This is a genomic window from Sorangium sp. So ce394, from assembly GCF_051474665.1.
Lineage (GTDB): Bacteria > Myxococcota_A > Polyangia > Polyangiales > Polyangiaceae > Sorangium > Sorangium cellulosum_D.
This window is the reverse complement of the sequence record NZ_CP150339.1, coordinates 10,579,811-10,599,690: the sequence shown is the minus strand read 5'-3', so window position 1 is coordinate 10,599,690 and position 19,880 is coordinate 10,579,811. Positions and strand designations below refer to the sequence as shown.

Below are 19,880 nucleotides of genomic sequence, written 5' to 3'. Positions count from 1 at the left end.
GAGGGTACGCGCCCCTCAGGGGGCCGCCAGCGAAAGGGCAGGCGCGGGGAGCGGGAAGCGCTCGGGCGCGAGGTGAGGCGCGGGCGCGCTCATCGCTTCGATCCACGACGCGCCGCAGGCGACGACGCGCAGCGCCCGCAGCACGCCCGCGTGCGCGACCAGGAGGTGCGGGGACGCCCCGGACGCTGGCCCGCACGCCGGAGAGAGCGCCCGCCAGAACGACCGCACCCGGTCCTCGACCTCGATCGCCGACTCGCCCCCGGGCGGCCCGACGCGCTCCCAGCCGTCGAGCCACGCGGCGTACGCGTCCGGATCGCCGCGCTCGATCTCCGACCAGGCGCGCCCCTCCCAGGCGCCGTAGGCGATCTCGACGAGGCGCGCGTCGATCGCGTGCGGCACCCCGAGGCGCGCCGCGAGCTCGGCCGCGGGGAGCGCGCAGCGGGAGAGCGGCGACGACCAGACCACGCCGGGGCGGAGATCGTGGTCGCGGAGCGCGCGCTCGATCGCGGCCGCGGCGTCCCCGGGCGCGAGCTCCGCGGCGACGTCGAGGCGGCCGTAGCAGACGCCGGAGAGCGCGACGGGGGCGTGGCGGAACGCGATGAGCGAAGGGGCGAGGGGATCCATGCCGGCGCGCCCGCGGCTCAGCCGCCCCGCGCGAGCGCGAGGGCGAGCAGCGCGGCGCAGTCGGCGATCTGCTGCGTCGCACCCAGGAAGTCGCCGGTGATGCCGCCCGCGCGGGCCCGGAAGCGGAGGCCGCAGATCGCCGCGGCGACCGCCGATGCGCCGAGCATGGCCGCCGCCTCGGCCGCCGAGACGGCCCCGGCGGCGTGCGCCGCGGCGAGCGAGAGCGCCGGCCACACCGAGCCGAGGAGCGCCTGCGGGAGCGCCGCCTGCGCGACCGGCCGGCTGCGCGAGCCGCCCTGGGTCACGTACGGCAGCGCGACCATGAGCCAGATCGGCGGGACGCGCGAGAGGCACTGCGTCAGCACCAGGGCGACCGGCGCCGCGGCGTCGAGCCGCGCGAGCAGGGCGATGCGCAGCACGAGGACCACGATCAGCGCCGCGGCGCCGAACGAGCCGATGCGGCTGTCCTTGAGGATCTCGAACAGACGCGCGCGATCGAAGGCGCCGCCGAGCGCGTCGGCCGTGTCCGCGAGGCCGTCCTCGTGGAAGGCCCCGGTGAGGAGCAGGCCGAGCGCCACGACGACGCTGGCCGCGACGAGCGCGCCGCCCCGGTCGACGAGCAGCCACGCCGCGGCCTGGACGGCGCCGAGGCCGGCGCCCACGAACGGGAACCAGGCCGAGGCCCAGCGCCAGTCCGCCTCGGCGTAGGGGAAGCCGCCGACCGGGACGCGCGTGAGGAAGGTCGTCGCCGCCCGGGCGCCGCGCAGGACCGGCGGCAGCGTCATGAAGTCCCGGGCGGCGCGCGGTCGGGCACGCTCGCGCTCGCGAACGTCGCCATGCCGGCGTGCAGGGCGCACGCGGCGTCGAGCAGGGGCAGCGCGGCCAGAGCGGCGCTCGCCTCGCCCAGCCGCATGCCGAGATCCAGCAAGGGGCGGGCCTCGAGCGCCGCGAGGACGTGGGCGTGACCGCGCTCGGCCGAGCGGTGCGCGAAGAGCATGCCCGCCCGCGCCCGGGCGTCCATCCGGACGAGCGCGAGCGCGGCGGTCGAGACGATGAAGCCGTCGACGAGCACCGCCATCCGCCGCTCGATCGCCCGCGCCATGGCGCCCACGAGCGCGGCGATCTCCTTGCCGCCGACCGCCCGCACGACGCGGCGCGGATCGGCGCGAAACGTGCTCGAGGCGCCCTGGACGCGCCGGGTCGCGTCGCGCACGACCTCGACCTTGCGCGACAGCGCGTCGCCCGTGACGCCGGTCCCCGCGCCGACGACGTCCTCCGGGGCGAGCCCGAGGAGCAGCGCCGCCATCGCCGACGCCGCCGTGGTGTTGCCGATGCCCATCTCGCCGAGCAGGACGACGCGCGTGTCGCCCCCGAGCGCGTCGATCTCGGCGGCGCCGGCGCGGAGCGCGCGCTCGTAGACGTCCTCCGAGAGCGCGTCCTCGACCCGCAGATCGCCGATGGGATCGTCGGCGACCGGATCGCGCCGCAGCTGCGCGCCGTCGCCGCCGGCGCGCTCGTACGGGTGGGCGACGCCGACGTCGACGACCCGCAGCTCGACCCCGAGGTGGCGGCAGAGCACGCTGGAGGCGGCGCCGCCGCGCACGAAGTTCGCGACCATCGCCGCCGTGACCTCGGCCGGGTAGGCCGACACGCCGTGCCGGGCGACGGGGTGATCGGCGGCGAACAGCACCGCGGCCGCGGGCCGGCTCGCGGGCGGCCCGCCCTGGATGCCCGCGAGCGCCACGGCGACATCCTCGAGCGCCCCGAGGCTGCCGCGTGGCTTGGTCAACGTGTCCTGCCGCGCGCGCGCCGCGCCCGCCGCGCTCGCGTCGAGCTCGGGGAACACCCAGGGAGGCGAGAGAGCCATGCTTCGGATTTTCTACTCTCCCGCGGGAGGCCGGGGAAGCGCGTTGACCGTCCCGGAGGCCCGTGATAGCCGCCCGTGCGGCCGAAGAGGTCCCGTTGCGCGGAGATGGAGAGACGCAGATCCTCGCGGGACCGGGGCAGGCCGGCCGCCGCCGACGCGGAGATGCCGCGTCGCGACCTCGCTCGAACAGGTCCAGGATGCCGCTGCGTGCCCTCGTCGTCTGCCTCTGCTCCTCCGCGGCCGTCCTGTCCGGGTGCGGCGGCGCCGGCGCGCCCCCGGACGACGGCGCCGGCGAGCCCGCCGCGGCGGCGGGCGCGGGCGGATCGTGCCTCTCCGGCGGCCACGGCGGCGCTCCCGGAGCGGGCGAGGCGGCGTGCGGCGGTCCGGGCGCGCGGTTCGCGACGCGCGTGGTGTCGGCCTGCTTCGGGCCGGGGCAGGGGTTCGGCCAGGACCGGTACCCGGACGTCGTCCTCGGCCCGCCGAAGGGCGCCGGCTGCTGCGGCGGCTCGCTGGACGTGCTCTCGCTCGGCGACGGCGGGTCGATCGTGGTGGCGTTCGAGGGCAACGCGATCGTCGACGGGCCCGGGGCCGATTTCCTGGTGTTCGAGAACGCCTTCGGGCGCGGCGACGACGCCGCGAGCGTGTTCGCCGAGCTCGCGACGGTCGAGGTGAGCGAGGACGGCGCCGCCTGGTCGGCGTTCCCCTGCGCCGCGGAGCGCTATCCGTACGACGGCTGCGCCGGATGGCACGCCGTGCACGCCAACCCCGACGAGAACGACATCGATCCGCTCGACCCGCCGTCGGCGGGCGGCGACCCGTTCGATCTGGCCGAGATCGGGGTCTCGCTCGCGCGGTTCGTGCGGATCACCGATCGCGCCGGCACGCCCGACGTCTTCGACCTCGACGCGGTGGGCATCGTCCACGCGCTGTGCCCGTGAGGCGCCCCTGGGCGCTCGCCTGCGCGGCGCTCGTGGCCGCCGCCGGCCTCTCGCCGCGCGCGCGGGGCCAGGAGGCGGGCGCGGGCGGCCGGGAGGGCGAGGCGGGCGGCGGCGCGCGCGGAGGCGGCGACGCGCGCGAGGAACGAGGCGACCGCGTCGCCGCGCCGGCCGGGGGCGCGCCGGCCCGGCCGCGCGGCCGGGCGCTCGAGGTGCGCGTCGAGGGGCAGCGCGCGTCGACCGTGGCCGCGCGGGATCCCACCGCGGCGTCCCACGTGATCCGCGGCGCCGAGCTCCGCGCGCCGGGCGCCGCGGCGTCCGCGGTGCTGAGCCGCGTCCCCGGCCTGCAGGTCTCCCGCACGGGCGCCGCGTCGGACCTCGCGACCGCGTCCATCCGCGGCGCGAGCAGCGCCGAGACGCCGGTCTACCTCGCGGGCGTCCGGCTCAACGACGACGTGACCGGCACCGCCGACCTCTCGATGGTCCCGCTCTGGATGATCCAGCGCGTCGAGGTCTACCGGGGCAACGCGCCCGAGCACGCCGATCGCCTCGGGATCGGCGGCGCCATCTTCTTCGAGCCGTCGCTGCCGCGCGCGCCCCGCGCCTCCGTGGGGCTCGGCGCCGGCAGCTTCGGCGAGCGCGCCGCGTGGGCGTCGGCGGGCCTCGGCGACGACCGCGCGGGCGCCATGATCGCGATCGGCCGGCGCGCCGCCGACAACGACTACCTCGTCACGGACCGCCGGACGGGGCGCGCGCTGCCCAGGCCGAACGCCGACGCCGACGCCTACGACCTCTGGAGCATCGGCCGCTACCGCCTGCCCGGCGGCGGCAGCGTCACGGCGATCGGCAACGGCTTCGCGCGCGACCAGGGCGCGACCGGCCTCTCGGAGACGCCGGCGCGGGCCGCGCGCGCCCACGTGCAGCGCTGGCTCGGCGCGATCGCCGCGGCCGCCCCGTGCGCCGGCCCGGCGGAGGGCGGCCTCGATCGGTGCCGCCTCGAGCTCACGAGCTCGGCGATCCTCTCGAGCCAGGTCGTCCGCGATCCGCGGGGCGAGCTCGGCCTGCTGTCGCCGCTCGTCGAGAGCCGCGGCGCGCGCGGCGCCGGGCAGGCGGCCGTCCGCTACCGCCCGGCCGACGACCTCGCCGTCTCGGCCTCGGCGGCCCACGAGCGCGAGCTCGTCGCCCTCGATCGCATGGGCGGAGCGCCGCTCCGCGCCTCGCGCGCCACCTCCCGCGCGTCGGTGAGCCTTCGCTACGCGCCCATCCCCTCGCTCGAGGGCTACGCCCTCGGCGCCGTGGAGCTCCACCGGACGAGCCACGGCGGCGCCGGCGGTCCCCTCGCCTCGCTCGAGCCGAGCGGCCGCCTCGGCGCCCGGCTCCGCCTCGCGGGCGGCGGCGTCTCGCTCTTCGGAAACCTCGGCCGCTACGTGCGCGTCCCCGCGCTCGGCGAGCTCTACGGCAGCTCCCCGATCGTCGTCGGCAACCCGGAGCTCGCCCCCGAGCGCGGCCTCTCGGCCGAGCTCGGCGTGCGCCTCGCCGCGGCGGCGCCGGCCGCGCGCGCCGAGGTCTCCCTCGAGATCCTCGGCTTCTCGCGCTTCGCCTCGGGGCTCGTCGCGCACCGCCCCGCCTTCATCGGCGTGCTGCGGCCGTACAACGTCGCGAGCGCGCGCGTCCTCGGCCTGGAGCTCACCGCGTCGGCCTCGGCGCTCGACCACCTCCGCGCCGGCCTCGCGCTCACCGCGCTCGATCCACGGGACACCTCGCCGGGCCGAGCGCTCGCGAACGACCTCATCCCGTACCAGGCGCGCCTCGTGGCGGCGCCGTCGCTGGAGGTGTACGCCGAGCCCGCGCGGCTCGGCGTCGACCGCGCCTCGCTCTCGGCGCGGCTCTTCTACCGCGCCTCGCGCGCCGCCGACCCCGCGGGTCTCCGGCCGCTCCCGGAGCAGGCGACGGTCGACGTGGAGCTCGCGATCCTCGCGCTCCGGCGGGTCTCGGCGCGCTTCTCGATCGCGAACGTCTTCGCCGCGAGGACGTTCGATCTGTTCAACCTCGAGCTCCCCGGGCGGAGCTTTCACGCAGCGACGGAGGTGTGGTGGTGACGGCGTCTCGCATCGACCTGGGGCGGGGGGCGGCCCTCGGGGCCCTCTCTCGGACGATCCTCGCCGCGGGGGCGGCGCGCGCGCTCATCGGGTGCAACGCGCCGGAGCCGCCGCCGAGCACCGGCGGCACGGACGTCGTCGCGGGCCCGTGCGGGCGCGGCGCGGTCGTGGTCAGCAGCGACTACCAGTCGACGAACGTCAGCCTGGTGAGCTGGGACGGCGCGGTGCTCTCCGCGTCGATCGTCTCGTCGGGATCGAGCTCGCCCGGCCTCGCCTCGCCGCTCTCGGGGGACGTCGTGGTCCCGACGACGCCGGTCCGCGGGGAGCGGCTGGCGCTGCTCGACCGCTCCGCGTCCGTGCTCACGTGGATCGACGTCCGGAGCGGCGAGCCCGCGGGGCAGCTCGCCCTCGCCACGGCGTTCCGCGCGAACCCGCAGGACTACGTCGAGGTCTCGCCGGGCAAGGCGTACGTCACGCGCCACGAGCCGAACCTCGACCCGGACGCCGCGCCGATCGACGGCGGGAGCGACGTGCTCGTCGTCGACCCCGGCGCCCGCGCGATCGTCGGCCGGATCGATCTCGCGCCCGCGCTGGCCGGGGAGGACCCGGCGTTCTACCCCCGGCCGGGCCGCGCGGTGCTGGTCGGCGACAGCCTCTACGTGCTGCTCACGGCGACCTCGCTCGACTTCGTCGCGTCGGCCGAGTCGCGCCTGGTCGAGATCGACGCGCGCAGCGACGCGATCCGGGCGGTCACGGTGCTCGAGGGGCTCCACGGGTGCGGGGGGCTGGCCGCGTCCGCCGGCGGCTCGAGGCTCGCGGTCGTGTGCCCCGGGACGTTCGGCGGCGACGCCACCTCGAACGCCGGCGAGGCCGGCCTCGTCGTCCTCGCGCGCCGCGACGGGGGCCTCGTCGAGGAGGCGCGCTGGACGGCCGCCGAGCTCGGCGCGGGGACGCCCGGCTTCTCCGTCGCGTTCGCCTCCGAGGACCGCCTCGTGTTCTCGACGCTCGGCCGCGACGCGCTCAGCGAGGGGGGGCCGGTCGACGACACGCTCACGGCGGTCGAGCTCGCTGGCTCCGCGCCCGAGCGCGGCGAGCCCGAGGTCCTGCTGCGCTCGAAGGAGCTCCCGTTCTCCCTCGGCGAGGTGCGCTGCGCCGAGGCGTGCGGGCGGTGCCTCGCCGCGGACGCCGAGACCGAAGGGGGCATCGTCCACCGCTTCGACGTCGGCGCCGGCGTCCGCGCGCTCGAGCACGCGGGCGCCTTCCACGTCGACCCGCGGGTCGGCTTGCCGCCGCGTTATCTCGGCGCGTTCTGAGCGCGCCCGCGCCGGCCTGCTGCGCAGTCCGAGCTGCGGGGCGGCTTCAGGCCGCGTGCCGCGCGAAACGCGCGGTCAGAGGAGGTTCTGAAAAAGCACGCCGGCAGGCAGGCACGGCGTGATGGACCCCCGCGGGGGTCCTTAGGTCCTATCGGTGGAGCTGAGGGGGATCGAACCCCTGACCTCATGACTGCCAGTCATGCGCTCTCCCAGCTGAGCTACAGCCCCGTTCGTTGGGAGCGGCATATCTACAGCCTCTCGCTCCGCTTGTCTCTACTTTTTTTCGTCGGCGCGTCGTTTCCGTCCGCCTTACGTCCACCAGGGCCGTTTCGCGGCCCCGCGCCCCCGGCGGGGGCCGCGAAACGGCCCTGGCGGGGCCGCGCGCGCCCCGCTGGTGGGGGGATGGCCGCTCGGGCGGGCGGCCCTCAGAAGTTCATCAGCTTCGCCAGGTAGTACTTCATCGTCTCGGTCGTCCCGCCGCCGATGCGGAGGAGCCGCTGGTCGCGCCAGGCGCGCGCGATCGGGAAATCCTCGATGTAGCCCCAGCCGCCGTGGAACTGGAGGCAGGTGTCCACGACGTCGTTCGCCACGTCGCCGGCCAGGATCTTCGCCATCGAGATGAGCTTCACCGTGTCGAAGCTGATCGGCACCTTCCGGACGTACCGCTCGTCGTTGTAGTGGTCGACGCACTTGTAGACGAACGCGCGCGCCGCCTCGCAGCGCGTGTACAGGTCCACGAACCTGTGCTGCCACGACTCGCGCTTGATGATCGGCTTGCCGAACGCCGTCCGCTCGCGCCCGTACTCGACCGACCTGTCGAGCGTCACGAACGAGCTCGCGATCGCGCCCACCGCCGCGACCAGCCGCTCGGTCTGGAAGTTCTGCATCAGGTACGCGAAGCCCTGGTCCGGCTCGCCGAGCAGGTAGCGCCGCGGCACCCGCACGTCCTCCAGGAAGAGCTCCGCCGTGTCCGACGACTTGTTGCCGATCTTCTTCAGCTTCTTCGCGACGTTGAAGCCGCCGAGCGCCGTCGGCACGAGGAAGAACGAGCAGCCGTGGGCCCCCTTGTCCGGCGACGTCTTCGCGAGCAGCGTCACGAAGTCGGCGCGCGTCCCGTTCGTGATGAACGTCTTCTGCCCGTTCAGCACGTAGTCGTCGCCGTCCTTGCGCGCCGTGGTCCGGATCCCGGCCACGTCGCTGCCCGCCCCGGGCTCGGAGACGCCGAGCGCCGCGATCTTGTCGCCCGCGAGCGCCGGCCGGAGGAACTCCTCGATCTGCTCCTTCGTGCCGATGTCGCTGATCACCGGCGTCGCCATGTCGCTCTGGACGAGCAGCCCCATCGAGACGCCCGCCATCGTGCAGTGCACGAGCTCCTCGGCCTTCGCCGCCGAGAACCAATAGTCGAGCCCGGCGCCGCCGTGCTCTTCCGGGAAGTGCGCGCCCAGGATCCCGAGCTCGCCGGCGCGCTTGAACACCCAGTTGGGGAAGCACTCCGCCGCCTCCCACTCCTCCACGTGTGGAGCGAGCTCCTTCTCTGCGAAGGCCCGCACCGTTTTCCTGAACTGCTGATGTTCCTCCGTGAACGGCTGCCACATCGTGAACCCCTCCTCGCCGGCGGACCGAAAAGATTCGTACACGAAACATTTTCCAGCGCAAGCGCCGCGCCGCCGCGCGCTTCCGCCCGCGCCTGGTCCGCCGCGTCGAGATCGAGCGGCCCTCGCGCGTCGCGGCGCTGGGCCGTATGGAAAACGGGGGTCGATGGCGCGGCGCGCGACGCGGCGCGGGCGGCTGGAGACGCCGCGCGGGCCGCTCGTCGAGGCGGCGCGAAACATGAATCGGCTCGCGCACCCATCCACGCAGTCTGCGGGCTCTGCTAGCCTCCGGGCCACATGCGATTCCTCGTCCTGTCGCGCAACGCGTCCCTCTACTCGACGAGCCGCATCGTGCTCGCGGGGCGCGCGCGTGGTCACGACGTCAGCGTCATCGATCCGCTCGATTTCCAGATCGTGGTGTCGCGCGGTCGGCCGTCGTTGCTCGTCGGTGGTTCGGCGGTGCCCCGCTTCGACATCGTGATCCCGCGCATCGGCGCCAGCATCACGAACTACGGCCTCGCTGTCGTCCGCCAGTTCGATCTGATGGGCGTCCCGGTCCTGAACGGCGCCGTCTCGATCGCGCGGAGCCGGGACAAGCTGCGCGCGCTCCAGCTGCTCACGCGCCGCAAGCTCAACGTGCCGATCACCGTCTGCGCCCGCAGCCCGGCCGGCGTCGAGGCGGCGCTCTCGCTCGTCGGCGGCTGCCCCGCGATCGTGAAGCTGCAGCAGGGGACCCAGGGCATCGGCACCATGCTCGCCGAGACGCCGCACGCCGTGCACGCGCTGCTCGAGACGTTCTGGGCCATGGGCCAGGACATCGTGCTCCAGGAGTACGTGCGCGAGTCGAAGGGGCGCGACATCCGCGTCATCGTCGTCGGCGGCCGCGTGGTCGCGTCGATGCGGCGGGTCGCGAAGCCCGGCGAGTTCCGCTCGAACCTCCACCGCGGCGGCAAGGGCGATCGGGTCAAGCTGCCGCGCGTCTACCGGAGCGTCGCCATCCGCGCCGCGAAGGCGATGGGCCTCGAGGTCGCCGGCGTCGACATGCTCGAGGCGCGCTCCGGGCCCAAGATCCTCGAGATCAACAGCTCGCCCGGGCTGGAGGGGATCGAGCGCGCGAGCGGCGTCGACGTGGCGGGCGCGATCATCAGCTACGCCGAGCGGTACGCGGCGGAGCAGCGCGGCCTCAGCCGCCGCACGCTCGAGGCGCGGATCGCCGAGGTGATCCACGACGAGCGCATGCCGCCGACGCGGCGGCTCAGCCGCGCGGTGGAGAACGGGGCGGGCGCGAGCCGCAGGAAGCCCGCGGTGCTGACGAACGGGAGGGGCGCGCGGAGGGCCGCCTCGTGACCCTCGGGGTCGAGGCGGCCGGCGACGCGGTCGTCCTGACCATCGATCGCCCCGAGTGCCGGAACGCCATCGACAGCGCCTTCGCGCGGCGCCTCGGCGAGGCGATCCGCCTCGCCTCCTCGGACCCGCGCGTGCGCGGCGTCGTGATCACCGCGGCGAGCGGCGGCGTCTTCGTGGCGGGCGGCGACATCCGCGAGCTCCACGCGCTCGCCGAGGGCGGCGCGGAGAGCGGCGAGGTCCTCGCGATGTTCGAGGGCCTCTCGGCGTTCGAGGAGAGCGAGGTGCCGATCGTCGCCGCGGTGCAGGGCGACGTGCTGGGCGGCGGCTGCGAGCTGCTCCTGCTCTGCGATTTCGTCATCGTCGAGGAGCACGCCGCGCTCTCGTTCCGCCACGTCAAGATGGGCCTGTCGCCGGCGTGGGGCGGGCTGACGCGGCTCTGCGAGCGGGTGGGGCCGCTGCAGGCGTCGCGGCTGCTCCTGACGGCGGAGCGGATCGGCGCCGCCGAGGCGCTCCGGATCGGCCTCGTGAGCGAGGTCGTCCCGACCGGCGCGGCGCGGAGCCGCGCGATCGCGCAGGTGAACCGCATCGCCGACAGCCCGCGCACGTCGGTGGCGGCGATGAAGCGGGCGCTGTGCAAGGTGCGGGAGGCGCTGCGCGCCTCCGCGGTGGAGGTCGAGCGACGGGCGTTCGCCGAGCAGTGGAACGGCCCCGAGCACCGCCGGGCGATGGATGCGTTCCTGAGCAAGAAGTGACCGTGGCGCAGGGCGGGGGGCGCGGAGCGGAGGACCCGGGCGGCGCCACGCCAGCGCCGGGCGCCGAGGCAGCGCCGGGCGCCGCGCCAGCGCCGGGCGCCGAGGCAGCGCCGGGCGCCGAGGCAGCGCCGGGCGCCGAGGCAGCGCCGGGCGCCGAGGCAGCGCCGGGCGCCGCGGCAGCGCCGGGCGCCGAGGCAGCGCCGGGCGCCGAGGCAGCGCCGGAGAGCGCGCTGTCCACGCTCGTGCCGCCGACGATCGCGCACTTCATCGGCCGCCGCCCGCACCTGCGCGCCCTGAGCCGCGCCGCCGAGGCGCTCGTCCTGGAGCGGCCCATCTGCGTGCTCGTCCGCGGCGGCGCGGGCATGGGCAAGAGCGCGCTGATCCACCACTTCCTGATGGGGCTCCGCCGCGACAAGGGGCCGGTCGTCCTGCGGGGGCGCTGCGCGAGCGGGGCGACCGAGTCCTACAAGGCGTTCGGGGGCGTCATGGAGTCGCTGTGCCGCTTCCTGCGGCGCGTCTCCGCCGAGGAAGCGGAGCGGCTCCTGCCGCGCGACGTCCGCGCGCTCGTCCGGGTGTTCCCGGCGCTCTCGCGCGTGCCCGCCGTCGCGTCGGCGCCGCGCGTGAGCGAGTCGCCCGACGCGCAGGAGCTGCGGCAGCGCTGCTTCGCGGCGCTCCGGCAGCTGCTCTGGCGCATCGCCGAGCGCAGCCCGCTCGTCGTGGCGATCGAGGACCTCCAGTTCATCGACGCCGACAGCGTGGCGCTGCTGCTCGAGCTCACGCGCCCGCCCGACGCGCCCGCGATGATGTTCCTCGGCAGCTACCGGACCGAGGACGTCGACGCGAGCGCGCCGCTCCGCGCGCTGCTCGACGGGATGGGGGGCGCGCGCCCGGCCCCCGCGGCGACCGAGCCGGCCTCCCTCGGCCTCGAGTGGGCCCCGCTGCCGCGCCGGGACGGCGAGCTGCGCCAGATCGAGGTCGGGCCGCTCCTGCCGCTCGAGGCGGAGGAGCTCGCGCTCGCGCTCCTCTTCGCGCGCGACGAGGGCACGCGCGCGCGGGCGGACGCCATCGCCCGCGCCTCCGGGGGCAACCCGCGGCTGCTCGGCGAGCTCGTCCGCGACGCGCAGGAGCCGGCGGGCGACATGGGCGCGCGGGGCGACGCCGCGTGGGAGCGGGCGCTCGCGGCGCGGCTCCACCGCTTGCCGGAGCACGCGCTCCGGCTGCTCGAGGTGATCGCCGTCGCCGGGGAGCCGATCGACGCGGCGGTCGCCGCGCGCGCGGCGAAGCTCGACGGCGAGGAGCGCGCGCCGGCGATGGCGCTCCTCCGCGCCGAGGATCTGATCGTCGCGCGGCCCGCCGGCGAGGGCGAGCTCGTCGAGGCGTCGCACGATCTCGTGCGCGCGTCCGTGGTCGGCCGGCTCGGTCCGGAGCAGCTCGCGGCGCGGCACCGGCGGCTCGCGCGGGCGCTCGAGGCGCTCGGGACGGCGGACGCCGAGACGCTGTCGCGGCACTGGCTCGGCGCGGGCGACGGGGCGCGCGCGGGGCAGCTCGCGGCGGTCGCGGCCGAGCAGGCGGCCGAGGCGCTCGCGTTCGAGCGCGCGGCGCGGCTCTACGAGCTCGCGCTCGGCCTGCTCCCGCGCGGCGCGGATCTCCCGGAGGCGGAGCGGCGCGCGCTCGAGGTGCGGTGCGCCGACGCCCTCGTCGACGCGGGCAAGGGCGCGGAGGCGGCGAGGCGCTACGCGGCGGCGGCGGAGGGGGACGACAGCGCGCGGTCGCTCGATCTCCGCCGCCGCGCCGCGGAGCAGTACCTGCGGAGCGGGCACATCGACGAGGGGCTGGAGCACGTGCGCGCCGTGCTGGCGGCGATCGGCCTGTCGTTCCCGGAGACGCCGCGGCGCGCGCTCGTCGCGCTGCTCCTGCACCGGGCGGAGCTGCGCCTCCGGGGCCTGCGGTTCCGCGAGCGGCCCGAGGCGGAGGTGCGCCCGGAGGACCTGGCGCGCATCGACGCCTGCTGGACGGTGACGGTGGGCCTGTCGGCGGTCGACATGGTCCGCTCCGCCGAGTTCTCGGCGCGCGCCTTGCTGCTCGCGCTGCGCGCCGGCGAGCCGTACCGCATCGGGCGCGCGCTCGCGTTCGAGGCCTCGTCCGCGTGCATGATCGGGTCGCCGGGCCGGGCGCGCGCGGAGGAGCTGGTCGCCGCGGTGCGCGCGCTCGCGGAGCGGCTCGACAGCCCGCACCTCCTCGGCCTGTCGATGATGGTGTCGGGCATGCTCGAGGCGTTCACGGCGGGCCGCTGGAGGGCGGCGTCCGACTGGTACGAGCGGGCGGACGAGGTGTTGCGCGACCGGTGCGCCGGCGTCGCCTGGGAGCTCGCGACGACGCAGCTGATGACGTCGTGGATGCGGTACTACCGCGGGCAGATCGACGCGCTGGCGCGGACGATGCCGGCGGTGATCCGGGGGGCCGAGCAGCGGGGCGATCGCTATGCGGCGGCGATCTTCGGCGCGCAGGCGGCGTGGGTCGCGCTCGCGTCGGACGACGTGGCGGCGGCGCGCAGCGCGGTCGCGGGGGCGCTGTCGCGGTGGACGACGTCGGGGTTTCACCTCGAGCACTTCGTGGGGCTGCTCGGCGAGACCTACGTCGACCGCTACGCCGGCCGCGCCGGCGCGGCGCTGAGGCGGCTCGCGGAGGCGTGGCCGAAGATCGAGGGCTCGATGCTGCTGATGATGCAGAACAGCCGGGTGATGGCGCACGTGGAGCGCGCGAGCACGGCGCTGGCTGCGGCCGAGGGCGCGGTCGAGCCCGAGCCGTTGATCCAGGCGGCGCTGCGGGACGCGGCCGCGCTCGCCCGGGAGAGGACGGCGTGGTCCGACCCGTTCGTGCCGCTCCTCCGGGCCGGCGCGGCGGAGCTGCGCGGCGAGCGGGACGAGGCGATCGCGCAGCTGGAGGCGGCGGCGGCCGGGTTCGACGCGGCGGACATGCCGCTCTACGCCGCGGCGGCGCGGCGCCAGGCGGGCGAGCTGTTCGGCGGCGAGAAGGGGCTGCAGCGGATCCTTGTGGCGGACGCGGTGATGGCGCGGGAGCGGATCAGGAGCCCGGCGCGGTGGGCGGCGATGCTGGCGCCGGGGTTCGGGCGGAGGTAGCGGAGGGGAGCGCCCGGGGGGCCGAGGAGGATCGTCCGTCATGACCGCGCGTGGGAGCCTGCCGGAGTCTCCGTCCATCGTCCTGATCACGGGGCTCATGGCCTCTGGGAAGTCGACGGTCGCTCAGCGGCTGGCCGAGCGGCTGCCGAGGAGCGTGCATCTGCGGGGCGACGTGTTTCGCCGCATGATCGTCGGTGGCCGCGCCGAGATGGGCTTCGAGCTCTCCGAGGAGGCCGAGCTGCAGCTGCGGCTCCGGTACCGCATCGCGGCGGCGGCGGCCGACCTGTATCTCGAGGCCGGGTTCACCGTCGTCCACCAGGACATCCTCCTGGGCGCTGGGCTCGTTGAGGTGGTGCGGTGCTACGCGCATCGTCCTCTGCACGTGGTCGTCCTCTGCCCGCGTCCCGCGGTGGTCGCGGCGCGGGAGGCGGGGCGAGCGAAGCGAGGGTATCAGGACGCCTCGGCGGTCCTCGATTTCGACCGCGTATTGCGCGAGGAGACGCCGCGGCTGGGCCTGTGGCTGGACACATCGGATCTCACGGTCGAGGAGACGGTGGACGAGATCCTGGGGCGCCTGGGGGATGCGCGCGTGGACGGAGAGCGATGGTGAGGCATGATGGCCGGTCTAGGCCGATCGGGAGTGTTTGATCCAAGCGTCGCCATAAAGACGTACTTCTCCCAGACACAACGATAGGCCCCCGGAGAGGGTGTTCGCCGCGCGCCTACCCCTCTCCGCGCACCGCCAGCACGACCTCGTGCGCCTCCGTCTTCCCCGGGATCTCCCACCGCTCGATCATCCGCCGGATCACCGCCTCCGGCACCGCCGCCTCCCGCGCCCGGTTCTGCGCGAACAGCACCGCGCGAGGCACCTCCACGTAGATCACGCGGATCCTCGCCCCGTAGTCCGCCGCCATCTGCAGCACGGGCCCGCGCCGCTGCCGCGACAGGTTCGTCGCGTTCCACACGAACCGCTCCCCGCGCCGCAGGTGCTCCTTCGCCCGCTCGCGCGCCGCCTGGACCACCTGTCCCTGGGTATCGGTCGGATCGATCTCCAGCTCGCTCCGCAGCGCGTCCAGCGAGACGACCGGCCAGTCGGCGAAGTGGCTCCGGACATAGGTGTCCTTCCCGGCGCCCGGCAGCCCGCTCATCACCACGACCTCGGCGCGCGTGTCGTCATAGACCTCCACGTCCGGGTGGCGCCCGCCGGCGGGGTCGGAGCGGAAATACACGAATCGCGTGTGATCCGAGGCGAAGGCCCGCGGCCCTTGGTAACACCCCTCCTCGCGGCAGAGCTCGCGGAAGAGCTCGATATTGTCGACCACGCGTCCCATGTCCGCGCAGACGCGCCCCCGGATGTCGGCCTCGGCCACGAGCGCGAGCAGATCGCAGCGCGCGTGGAGGCTGATCTCGGCGGCCACGCGCTGCGCGTCGCCCCGCTCGATGAGGTAGAACGGGATCTGGTGGTAGCGCACGAGCGCGCACACGTGCTCGCGCAGCGCGAACGGCGCGCCGAGCTCCCAGAGCAGGCGGCGCGCGAGCAGCTCCCCCGCGCGCGAGTGGCCCTTGGCCGTGATCCGCCCGTCCTCCTCGCGCGTGGTCGCCGGCTTCGCCACGTCGTGTAGCAGGCACGCCAGGTACACGACGCGCTGCTCCTCCGGCGGCAGCGCCCGCCACTCGGGCAGCCCGAGGAGCGTCTCCAGCACCATGCGGGTGTGAATCCAGACGTTGCCCTCGGCGTGGTGGATCGGGTCCTGCGGGCAGCCCTCGAGCGCGCGGACCCAGTCGAAGACCTGGAGCTCGTCCCAGGGGACACGCGCCGGATCGGGCGTGAGGAGATCGAGGAGCGAGGACGCGGCGGACATGGTGGAGCACCCCCTGGCGAGCGCGCGCTGGACGCGGGCGCGCAGCGCGCGAGGACCGTAGCATGTCCGCGCCTGATGCCCGGTGCTACCCTGGCGCCGTCATGTCCGCCAAATACCCGCGCTCGTTCCACCTTCCGTGGTCGCCGGGCGGCACGTCCGACGACAAGAGGATGGCCGACGTGTCGGGGCTGCTCGGCGTGGAGATCGTCATCACCGAGAAGTGCGACGGGAGCAACCTCACGTACACGCGACAGAGCGTCTTCTCACGCTCGCACTCGGGCCCTCCGTCCCATCCGAGCTTCGACCTGGCGAAGGCCACCCACGCGCGCATCGCTCACCTGCTCTCGGAGGGCACGTCGGTCTTCTGCGAGTATTGCTATGCGGTCCACTCCATCGAGTACGAGGCGCTGCCGGGCTATTCGCTGGTCTTCGGCGTGCGCGACGACGCGCAGGGGCTCTTCTGGGAGTGGGACATGGTCGTGGCCCAGGCGAACGACCTGGGGCTCCCCACGGTGCCTGTCCTGTTCCGGGGCCGCGTCGAGGCCGAGCGCGAGCTCGAGGCGCTGACCAGCGCGCTGGCGCACGAGCCATCGGCGTTCGGGGGCCCGCGCGAGGGGGTGGTGGTGCGGGTCGCGGGCGAGTTCCCGGACGCGGCGTTCCAGCGGTGCCTCGCCAAGTGGGTGCGGCGCGGGCACGTGCAGACGGACGAGCACTGGATGCACCAGGAGATCCGGCCGCAGCGGCTCGCGGCAGCGCCGGCGGGAGGAGCGCCGCCCTAGGCTAGGCCGCCGGCGCGGCTACCGCCGTGAGGCCAGCGCCGCGAGCCGCGCGCAGAGCCCCTCGCGGAGCGGGCCGTAGGTCGCGCGGTACGGCTCCCAGTCGAGGCGCTCGTCCGCGAGGATCTCGCGCCAGTACGGGTTCGCGGCGCCGTAGTCGTGGATGGCGCCGGTCTCGGCGATCTGCACGGCGAAGAGCGGCACCCGGAGCGCGTGGAAGAGCTTCTTCTTCGAGGCCTCCGGCTCGTCGTCGAAGCGGGCGCCGGCCTTCTTGAAGTCGGACGCGGAGCGGCTCGCGGCCGACGCGGCGAGCTTCCTCCGGTCGAGCTTGAACGCGAACGGCGGCCTCGCCCCCTTGAGCCGGTGCTCGGGCGGGAGGAACAGGCACTCCAGCGCAAAGACGCTGTGCTCGGCGATGGCGTGGCGGAAGCTGTCGAGGCCGTGGACGACCACGTTGACGCCGGGCGCGAACGCGAGGTCCTGCTTCGCGTCGCGCCGCGCGAGGACGGCGACGAAATCCTCGTCGGACGCCGCCGTCGCGGTGCCGTACACGCGCGAACCGGCGCGGAACACGCTGTGGACCTCGCCGTCGTTGCGGCGGAGGACCCGGAGCACGGTCGAGAGGCTCATGGCCGAAGCGTCGCTCAATACCCCGCTGACGCTCAGCCGTCGAGGAACCGCTCCAGCACCGGCCCGAGCAAGGCGGGCTCGATGTGGTGCGTGGCGCCCGCGATCGTCACCGCCCGTCCCCCGGGCAGCCGCGCGGCCAGCGTCTCGGCGACCTGGCGCATGATCGGCGCGCCCGCGTCGCCGGCGATCGCCAGCGTTGGCTGACGGACCTCCGCGAGCGCGGCGGTGATGCGCCCGTCGGCGACGATCGTCGCGTCGTAGACCAGGGTGTGCGCCATCGCCTCCAGCGCGGGGCGGAACGGCGCGTGCCTGAGCTGGGCCACGACCTCGTCGGGGATCCCGACCATGCGCCGCTGGAAGTACTCCACGGCGTCGCCGCGACGCCCGGCCGCGACCAGCGACGCCAGCGCCTGCGCGTGCTCGGCGGGCTGGGCGGGCGGCGCCTCGTAGAGCGCAAGCCGCGTGATGGCCAGGCCGCGCGACGCGGCGGCGAGCGCGAGCAGCGCGCCGGAGGAGTAGCCGAAGACCGCCGCGGCGCCGCCCGCGGCCTGGATCACCGCGTCCAGGTCCTCGATCTCGCGGTCGATCGCGTACGTCGCCGCGTCGCCGCTGTCGCCGCGCCCGCGGCGATCGTAGGCGAGCACGGTGAACCGCCGCGCCAGGTGCGCCGAAAGCGGCGCGCCCGTCGTCCGGTCGTTGAACGCGCCCATCACCAGGATCACCGGCGCCCCCTGCCCAGTCTGGTCGAACGCGATGGTGGTGCCGTCCCTGGAGGTCGTCTTCTTCATCTCGGGTCTCCTTTTCGTGGTCCTGCCGCGTAGACCCGAGGCGACGAAAAACTAATCGGCGAGGCTCGCCGGCAGCCGGAACCCGGCGCACAGCTCGGCCGAAAACGTCATGATCTCCGCGATCTGGCCGTCAGAGACGCGCAGCACGTGGACGCCCGTCAGCCGGAACTCCGCCGCGCCCTGGGGGCGCAGGTAGGCCGCCGCCGCCGGCTGCCGGTTGGCGCCGACCGGCACCATCCTGAACGCGCGCCCCTTCCAGCGGGGCGGGAAGAGCGCGAGCAGGTTGGCGATCGCCGCGCGGCCGTCGAACCAGAGCGGCGCGGGCGGCATCGCCCAGCGCGCGTCCTCGCGCAGGAGCCGGGTCAGCTCGGCGGTGTCCCCGTGCTCCCACGCGTCCATGAACACCTTGAGCGCGGCGCGCTCGAGCTCCGTGGCCGGCGCGCCGGCGGACGCGTCCGACGCCCCGGCGGGGAGGCGCTCGCGCAGCGTCGCGCGCGCCCGCTGGAGCGCGCTGGTCACCGACGGGACGGTCAGCTCGAGCAGCGCCGCGATCTCGGCCGCCGACCAGCCCACCACGTCGGACAGGACGAGCGCGGCGCGCTGGCGCGGCGGCAGGTGCTGCAGCGCGGCCAGGAACGCCAGCGCGAGGGTCTCGCGCGCCTCCACCGCGGCGTCGGGCGGCGGCCCGGCGTCGAGCAGGTCGTCCGGGAACGGCTGGAGCCACGGGACCTCCGGCGCCCACGGCGGCGCGGAGCGCGCCTCGGACGGCGGCGTGGCGGCGGTGACCGGCGGCGCCACGTCCTGCGGCACGACCCGCTGAGGGGCGCGCTCCAGCGCGTTCAGGCAGGCGTTGGTGGCGATGCGGTAGAGCCAGGTGCGGAACAGCGATCGCCCCTCGAACCCCTCGCGGCCGCGCCAGGCGCGGAGCAGGACCTCCTGCACCATGTCCTCGGCCTCGTCGAAGGAGCCGAGCATGCGATAGCAGTGCGCGCGGAGCCGCCGGCGGTAGCGCTCGCTCAGCGCGGCGAACGCCGCGTGGTCTCCGGCGCGCGCCGCGGCCAGGACGGCCGCCTCCTCGTCGTTGTCAGGGTCCGCCGGCATTCTCGTCACGTCCGTCGACGCGCTCGACGACGAACGCCCTTTCTCGGCAACAACAAGATCTTCGGCGAGATCCGAGCTGCCCTGAGGGGCGGATATCGCGCTCGACACGCCGTCGCGCCCGCTCATTGCTCCACGAGCACGAGATCTCCTGCCCGGCGCGGCGCGACCTCGTAGGTCTCCTCGTACTGCGCGGCGAGGCCGGTCACCTCGATGGCCAGGCCGACCTCGAGCGACGTCGTGTCGATGACGGGCTCGCCGTCCACGACATGCACGTAGACCTGGACCTCGCCCGAGCCGTCGTCGATGTACACCTGGAAGCCGTAGGGCTGCTCGTCCTCCACGGCCGTGGTCACGCTGCCGCGCACGCGGACCAGCAGCCCCTCGACGGGCTCTCCGACGTCGCCGGTCATCACGTCCGTCGGCACGACGGATTCGGTCCCATCGAGCACCGTGACCGAGGCCGCCGCGGCGTTGAGCACCGTCTGCTGGGCCGTCTGCCCGAGCTGACCCGTGACGCGCACCCGGGCATCGAGGCCGAAATCGAGCGCGTCCGGCAGGCTCACGTAGATCCCCCCGGTGGCGTCCTGGAGGGCGAAGCCCTGCTCGCTGGTCGCCGAGCTGAAGGTGCCGGGCGCGACCGTGGCGAAGCCCTCGACCGTCGCCCTCGAGCCCGCGGCCAGGGCGCGCGCTTCGGCGACGGTGACCACGACCTCCTGGTCCGGAGCGGGGGGCTCGTCTCCGCCGGAGCTGCAGGCCGTCGCCGCGAGCAGGCTTGTGACGGCGGTCGAGGCGAGAGCGCGGCTCGTCAGGTGTCGACGCATTCCCAGCTTCCTACTGTCGCTGCGCTCAGGGGACAAGACATCCCCCATCGATGACGTACCTACACGTTCAATGGCTTACCTATGCATCTGCACCGTCAGCCCGAGCAGCCCACCGATCCCATCGTGGACGCCCGAGCCACCATGTCGTCCCCGAGGGCGACGGCGTGGTTGGCAGGCTCGGCAGCCGTGGCGGCCTCTCCCGTCCTCGTTCGGCGTACGCGAGCGCGTGCTCC

Annotated in this window: 17 protein-coding genes and 1 tRNA gene; 8 read left to right on the top strand and 10 right to left on the bottom strand. The window is 75.2% G+C overall.

The genetic code is table 11. The annotated features are described in order from the left end of the window. Positions 1-15: 15 nt before the first annotated feature. From WMF33_RS39200 to cobT, 3 genes are read right to left on the bottom strand one after another with little or no spacing between them, the layout of a single operon-like run. Positions 16-624 carry a histidine phosphatase family protein gene (locus tag WMF33_RS39200; RefSeq protein ID WP_437333397.1) on the bottom strand — a complete coding sequence of 203 codons (609 nt, stop codon included), beginning with the start codon at positions 622-624 and terminating at the stop codon, positions 16-18. 17 nt (positions 625-641) lie between these two features. Beyond that, positions 642-1,409 carry an adenosylcobinamide-GDP ribazoletransferase gene (locus tag WMF33_RS39195; RefSeq protein ID WP_437333396.1) on the bottom strand — a complete coding sequence of 256 codons (768 nt, stop codon included), beginning with the start codon at positions 1,407-1,409 and terminating at the stop codon, positions 642-644. After that, positions 1,406-2,491: a nicotinate-nucleotide--dimethylbenzimidazole phosphoribosyltransferase gene (cobT, locus tag WMF33_RS39190; protein WP_437333395.1), complete on the bottom strand. Its 1,086-nt coding sequence runs from the start codon at positions 2,489-2,491 to the stop codon at positions 1,406-1,408. The genes WMF33_RS39195 and cobT overlap by 4 nt, the downstream gene beginning before the upstream one ends. Positions 2,492-2,688: 197 nt before the next feature. Between cobT and WMF33_RS39185 the strand changes: the two genes are divergently transcribed. Genes WMF33_RS39185 through WMF33_RS39175 form a run of 3 tightly spaced genes read left to right on the top strand, consistent with a single transcriptional unit; the run spans position 2,689 to position 6,838 of the window. After that, a complete protein-coding gene (locus WMF33_RS39185; RefSeq protein ID WP_437333394.1) occupies positions 2,689-3,429 on the top strand; it encodes a hypothetical protein in 741 nt (246 codons plus the stop codon). Next, positions 3,426-5,525, top strand: a complete 2,100-nt coding sequence (locus WMF33_RS39180) for a TonB-dependent receptor plug domain-containing protein (protein ID WP_437333393.1) — start codon at positions 3,426-3,428, stop codon at positions 5,523-5,525. Before WMF33_RS39185 ends, WMF33_RS39180 begins: the two co-directional genes overlap by 4 nt. Further along, complete coding sequence (locus WMF33_RS39175) at positions 5,522-6,838, top strand: hypothetical protein (RefSeq protein ID WP_437333392.1); 1,317 nt, start codon at positions 5,522-5,524, stop codon at positions 6,836-6,838. The genes WMF33_RS39180 and WMF33_RS39175 overlap by 4 nt, the downstream gene beginning before the upstream one ends. Before the next feature lie 155 nt (positions 6,839-6,993). Here WMF33_RS39175 and WMF33_RS39170 read toward each other — a convergent pair. Together WMF33_RS39170 and WMF33_RS39165 are read right to left on the bottom strand one after the other, a co-directional pair. Next, positions 6,994-7,066 (bottom strand) — tRNA-Ala (locus tag WMF33_RS39170). Between the two features lie 197 nt (positions 7,067-7,263). Beyond that, positions 7,264-8,433 (bottom strand): acyl-CoA dehydrogenase family protein, encoded by a 1,170-nt coding sequence (locus WMF33_RS39165; protein ID WP_437339560.1) that lies wholly within the window; start codon positions 8,431-8,433, stop codon positions 7,264-7,266. A 294-nt stretch (positions 8,434-8,727) separates the two neighbouring features. On the opposite strand from WMF33_RS39165, the gene WMF33_RS39160 reads away from it, so the two are divergent. The 4 genes from WMF33_RS39160 to WMF33_RS39145 are packed head-to-tail and all read left to right on the top strand — an operon-like array spanning position 8,728 to position 14,279. Continuing rightward, the gene (locus WMF33_RS39160) at positions 8,728-9,777 is read left to right on the top strand and encodes a RimK family alpha-L-glutamate ligase (protein WP_061622176.1); all 1,050 of its coding nucleotides are present in this window, start codon (positions 8,728-8,730) and stop codon (positions 9,775-9,777) included. Continuing rightward, positions 9,774-10,529, top strand: coding sequence for an enoyl-CoA hydratase/isomerase family protein (locus WMF33_RS39155; RefSeq protein WP_437333391.1), 756 nt, complete (start codon positions 9,774-9,776; stop codon positions 10,527-10,529). Before WMF33_RS39160 ends, WMF33_RS39155 begins: the two co-directional genes overlap by 4 nt. Positions 10,530-10,531: 2 nt before the next feature. Beyond that, the gene (locus WMF33_RS39150) at positions 10,532-13,669 is read left to right on the top strand and encodes an ATP-binding protein (protein ID WP_437333390.1); all 3,138 of its coding nucleotides are present in this window, start codon (positions 10,532-10,534) and stop codon (positions 13,667-13,669) included. A gap of 40 nt (positions 13,670-13,709) precedes the next feature. Beyond that, positions 13,710-14,279 (top strand): AAA family ATPase, encoded by a 570-nt coding sequence (locus WMF33_RS39145; protein ID WP_437333389.1) that lies wholly within the window; start codon positions 13,710-13,712, stop codon positions 14,277-14,279. 112 nt (positions 14,280-14,391) lie between these two features. Here the strand turns inward: WMF33_RS39145 and WMF33_RS39140 are convergent, their stop codons facing one another. After that, positions 14,392-15,531 (bottom strand): AAA family ATPase, encoded by a 1,140-nt coding sequence (locus WMF33_RS39140; RefSeq protein WP_437333388.1) that lies wholly within the window; start codon positions 15,529-15,531, stop codon positions 14,392-14,394. Between the two features lie 101 nt (positions 15,532-15,632). On the opposite strand from WMF33_RS39140, the gene WMF33_RS39135 reads away from it, so the two are divergent. Beyond that, a complete protein-coding gene (locus tag WMF33_RS39135; protein ID WP_437333387.1) occupies positions 15,633-16,310 on the top strand; it encodes an RNA ligase family protein in 678 nt (225 codons plus the stop codon). 18 nt (positions 16,311-16,328) lie between these two features. On the opposite strand, the gene WMF33_RS39130 is transcribed toward WMF33_RS39135, so the two are convergent. The 4 genes from WMF33_RS39130 to WMF33_RS39115 all read right to left on the bottom strand — a co-directional run bounded on the left by WMF33_RS39130 (position 16,329) and on the right by WMF33_RS39115 (position 19,647). After that, entirely contained in the window at positions 16,329-16,937 is a 609-nt protein-coding gene (locus tag WMF33_RS39130) for a hypothetical protein (RefSeq protein ID WP_437333386.1), read from the bottom strand. A 32-nt stretch (positions 16,938-16,969) separates the two neighbouring features. Further along, on the bottom strand, positions 16,970-17,725 hold the full coding sequence (locus WMF33_RS39125; RefSeq protein WP_437333385.1) for an alpha/beta fold hydrolase: 756 nt from the start codon (positions 17,723-17,725) through the stop codon (positions 16,970-16,972). Between the two features lie 51 nt (positions 17,726-17,776). Beyond that, the gene (locus tag WMF33_RS39120; protein WP_437333384.1) at positions 17,777-18,826 is read right to left on the bottom strand and encodes an RNA polymerase subunit sigma-70; all 1,050 of its coding nucleotides are present in this window, start codon (positions 18,824-18,826) and stop codon (positions 17,777-17,779) included. Positions 18,827-18,948: 122 nt separating this feature from the next. Continuing rightward, a complete protein-coding gene (locus tag WMF33_RS39115) occupies positions 18,949-19,647 on the bottom strand; it encodes an OB-fold nucleic acid binding domain-containing protein (RefSeq protein WP_437333383.1) in 699 nt (232 codons plus the stop codon). Positions 19,648-19,880: the final 233 nt, after the last annotated feature.